A 3,739-nucleotide genomic window follows, 5' to 3' on the forward strand; every position below is an offset into this window, starting at 1 on the left:
AAACCGCCATGTCTGGATCACCAATGCTTTCCTAAAATACGGCCTTACTCCCCACGGCCCGCTGGTGAGTGCCATCTGGTACTCTGATCCCGACGGGGCCGCGCACAGCCACGGTATCGGTTCGGCAGAAGCCGTGCGGGCCATTCACTTCGTGGATGCGCAGTTTGGACGGATTATGGAAGCTTTGAAAGCCAACGGATTGACCGATTCGATCAATATTCTTATTTCTGCCGACCATGGGTTTGTGACGCATATCGGGAAGCAAAACCTCACAGATTTTCTGATTACTCAGGGGCTGAAAAAAGGTAAGGATTCAGAGGATGTGGTGGTAGCGGAAGGAGCTGTCTACGTAAAAGACCATGACCCCGAAATCATTAAAAAAATCGTAGGCTTGTTGCAAAAGGAAGAGTGGATTGGCGCAATTTTTACCCAAGCCCGACCCAACGACGCGATTCAGGGCTGGGTGGATGGGACTCTCTCCTTCGCCACCATCCACTACAACCACCCTACCCGGACTGGCGATATTCTGGTAGCTCCCAACTGGAATGACAATATAAATGAAAAAGGCTACGCAGGTACCGACTTTTCGGGCGGCGTGGCCGGACACGGCGGATCGAGTCCCTACGAAATTAACATCGCCCTGCTGGCCCTCGGTCCCGACTTCAAAACTTCGGTAAAGAGTGCCCTCCCGACCTCCAACGTGGATTTAGCCCCCACGATTCTGAGTCTTTACGACCTACCCATCCCGATCTCAATGGATGGCCGAATCATGGGAGAGTTTCTAAAAAAGAAAATTCCGCCCGCCGGAAAACTGGTGCAGGAAACCCACAAGACCGAAGTAACGTACCCCTGGGGAACCTACCAACTTACGCTGGAGCGATCGGTGCTGGGTCAGTATCAGTACGTGGATTATACGCGGGTGGAGCGGCAGTTGAAGTGAAGAAGAGCTAATTTGATCTTCCTCCTTTCGAAACCCATATGTGCCATAGACAATCCAGCGTATTTTTCCACGATAGCCTTAGCGAAGCGGGGTATCGGCGAAAATTCTCCGTACTGGCATTACTTTTTGGTTGAATTCACTTTCACTCACCCTATCTAACAAAAATGGCAAACTACCTGAGAATCGACGGCGAAGCCGAAATCTATAACCTGGCCTACATCAGAAGAATATGGAAGGACGATGAACCGACCGAAGATACCGAAGACGGCCTGCACGTGATCTACATGGAGCTGGACACGGGAAAGAAATTGCACATCAAGTTTGAAACCAAAGATCAGCGCGAAGCATCTTTCCATGATCTTTTGAACAAAATCGACATCTTCGACATCGTAACGAAAGCACTCTGACGATTAAAAAGGTTTGGTTACGACTGACCGCCTTACCTGCCTTTTCCACCAAAAAGCCCTGACTTGACCGTCGGGGCTTTTTGGTGAAGCATGTTGTCGGATGCCGCTCTTCGGGATGAGTATGAAAAGGCCAGCATGAAGGATCAGGGACGTAGCAGTGAACAGATCACCAGCATTGCTCAGGCACTGCGCCGCCGGGATTCGTCCTGGCTTTTTTGCTTAGGTGGGGGGCGACAGACTGGTTGGTAGGTAAAAGAAATCCCTTCGCGCCCGTATTTGGCGTGGGGGGATTTGTTTGTTGAACGTCAGGCAGTGTTTTTGTATAGGTTTCTCTAAAAGCAAAGTTATGAGTAGAGGATTTGTCAAAGAAGGTGACCAAGAAGAGATCCCCGTCATTCCACCGCGTTCGGCCCTGCCATTGGGCGTTACCAATTACGTAACCCCCAACGGCCTTAGTGAACTACTGGCAGAACAAAAGGCCCTGCAAGCTGAAAAAGACGGTCTCGCGCTGGAAAACGAAACCGAGCAGCGAATCGCAACTACTGTCCTCAACGGCCGGCAGATTTTGTTACAAGAACGCATCAACTCCGCCGTGGTCCTCGACCCCGTGGATTCTCAGCGCGACGCAGTACGCTTCGGTGCTACCGTGACTCTGAAAGTCGTCGGGAAAAATCAAATCCAGAAATTCCAGATCGTGGGCGTGGACGAAGCCGATATTCAAAAGCAGAAAATTGCCTTTGTGGCACCGATTGCGGTGGCTGTAACGGGCAAGAAGGTCGGGGAAGTAGCTGAGCTGCGCTTAGGCAGGGAAGTGCGGAGGCTGGAAGTGATAGAGATCAAATGGTAGGGAAGGCAGCGTACAAAGCCTGGTCTACGATTTCCCCATCCTTAATCGCACTGCGCCGCATAATTCCCTCGCATTGGTAGCCTGCTTTTTCAAGTACCCTGCACGACCCCCGGTTGTGGGCGAAGGGAAGGGCATAGAGGCGCGATAGTTCAAACTCCCCGAAGGCATGCTTGGTAAAGGCTTTTAAGGCTTCGGTGACGATTCCACGACCCCAGTACGTCTGTCCTATCCAGTACCCTACTTCAGCCGCGCAACGCCCGATGTCATCATGGAGTTCCAAGCCAATACCCCCGACTGCCTCACCCCCGACCGTAATAGCAAGACTCGTTTCCGGACAGGCTCCCAAAACAGACTCAATCCATTGGTGCGCGTCGGCTGGTGTGTAGGGATGCGGAAAGCGATCCCGTACGTTCAGCCAAATGGCTTTGTTGTTGCCGTGGTAAGGAAGTGTCAGTTCGTCCTCCTGTTGCCACGATCGAATAACACATAGGTCACAGTCGATAGAAATAGCCATCCTGCTTGGTGTCAAATTACTATAAATGCAAAGCTTGGTTGCCAGGCTTGAGTAGCTGACTCATGGCGGCTTTTACTCTGCTGACGATTACGCAAATATCTTATATCCAACCGAACCGCTCCATCAATCGGTTTTTTTGCTGGCGGGCCACCGGAATGCTTACACCGCTGGTCAATAATAGATAAGTACCTTCTCCTTTCACTAATTTCCGGATATGTTCCAGGTTGACCATGAACTGGCGGTGAACCCGCACAAAGTCCCGGGTTTCCAGAACTTCCTGCACGTCCCCGAGGGTTTTGGTCACCATGTACTGCTCGCCTCCTTCCAGGTGGAAGCGGGTGTAGTTGCTGTCAGCTTCGCAGTAGATGATTTGTTTGGTATCCACGAACACCAACCCGCTGGCGTGGGGTAAGGCGATCCGCCCTTTGGGAAACGAGTCAACTCCTGTCGGCCCTGATGGGTAGTACTGCCGCATTAGTTCCAACTGTTGCGGATTGATGCGGGGCGTCGTTTCGGCCCGGCGCACGGTGGCGATCAAATCGACCGTGTCGATGGGTTTGAGCAAATAATCCAGCGCTGAGAATCGGAACGCCCGAACCGCGTATTGATCGTAGGCGGTTACGAAGACAATGTGGAAATTGATCTCACCCACCCTCTCCAGCAGCTGAAAGCCATTCATAACCGGCATTTCAATATCGAGAAACACCAACCCCGGACGCAGCGCCAGAATGGCTCGGAGTCCGTCGGTACTGTCCGTAAACTGGCCGACAATTTCCACGTGCGGACAGTGCCGCGCCAGTTGCAATCCCAACAATCGGACATTGTCGGGTTCGTCGTCAATAATTAGCGTTTTCATAGCGGAATTTGTAAAATAACCTCCGTTCCCGAAGAATGCCCTTCCGTATCTACCAGGTCATTGATCATTACCTGCGTTTGAGTCTGATATACCTGATTCACTAATGCGATCCGTTCAGCGGTCATCTTCAGGCCATAGGATTTGCGGTAACTGGCCGATTTGCTTTTTAGTTCGG

Annotated in this window: 5 protein-coding genes; 3 read left to right on the forward strand and 2 right to left on the reverse strand. The window is 51.6% G+C overall.

Annotated features, from left to right (window positions below):
- The 3 genes from ACEW8P_RS02750 to ACEW8P_RS02760 form a co-directional block, all read left to right on the forward strand.
- Nucleotides 1-940, forward strand: a 940-nt coding sequence (locus ACEW8P_RS02750; RefSeq protein WP_373511582.1) for an alkaline phosphatase family protein, incomplete at its 5' end; no start/stop codon positions are given.
- A gap of 164 nt (nt 941-1,104) precedes the next feature.
- A complete protein-coding gene (locus tag ACEW8P_RS02755; protein WP_373511583.1) occupies nt 1,105-1,347 on the forward strand; it encodes a hypothetical protein in 243 nt (80 codons plus the stop codon).
- A gap of 346 nt (nt 1,348-1,693) precedes the next feature.
- Entirely contained in the window at nt 1,694-2,194 is a 501-nt protein-coding gene (locus ACEW8P_RS02760; RefSeq protein WP_373511584.1) for a GreA/GreB family elongation factor, read from the forward strand.
- Here ACEW8P_RS02760 and ACEW8P_RS02765 read toward each other — a convergent pair.
- Nucleotides 2,184-2,708, reverse strand: coding sequence for a GNAT family N-acetyltransferase (locus tag ACEW8P_RS02765; RefSeq protein WP_373511585.1), 525 nt, complete (start codon nt 2,706-2,708; stop codon nt 2,184-2,186). The genes ACEW8P_RS02760 and ACEW8P_RS02765 overlap by 11 nt on opposite strands.
- Nucleotides 2,709-2,808: 100 nt before the next feature.
- Nucleotides 2,809-3,564, reverse strand: a complete 756-nt coding sequence (locus tag ACEW8P_RS02770; RefSeq protein ID WP_373511586.1) for a LytR/AlgR family response regulator transcription factor — start codon at nt 3,562-3,564, stop codon at nt 2,809-2,811.
- Nucleotides 3,565-3,739: the final 175 nt, after the last annotated feature.

Origin of the sequence: Persicitalea sp. (assembly GCF_041751555.1) — a bacterium.
Taxonomy (GTDB): Bacteria; Bacteroidota; Bacteroidia; order Cytophagales; family Spirosomataceae; genus Persicitalea.

What these genes read in the sequence shown, in the direction of transcription:
- ACEW8P_RS02765 (WP_373511585.1), bottom strand. Translation starts at nt 2,708, where the DNA reads ATGGCTATTTCTATCGACTGTGACCTATGTGTTATTCGATCGTGGCAA.
- ACEW8P_RS02770 (WP_373511586.1), bottom strand. Translation starts at nt 3,564, where the DNA reads ATGAAAACGCTAATTATTGACGACGAACCCGACAATGTCCGATTGTTG.
- ACEW8P_RS02760 (WP_373511584.1), top strand. Translation starts at nt 1,694, where the DNA reads ATGAGTAGAGGATTTGTCAAAGAAGGTGACCAAGAAGAGATCCCCGTC.
- ACEW8P_RS02755 (WP_373511583.1), top strand. Translation starts at nt 1,105, where the DNA reads ATGGCAAACTACCTGAGAATCGACGGCGAAGCCGAAATCTATAACCTG.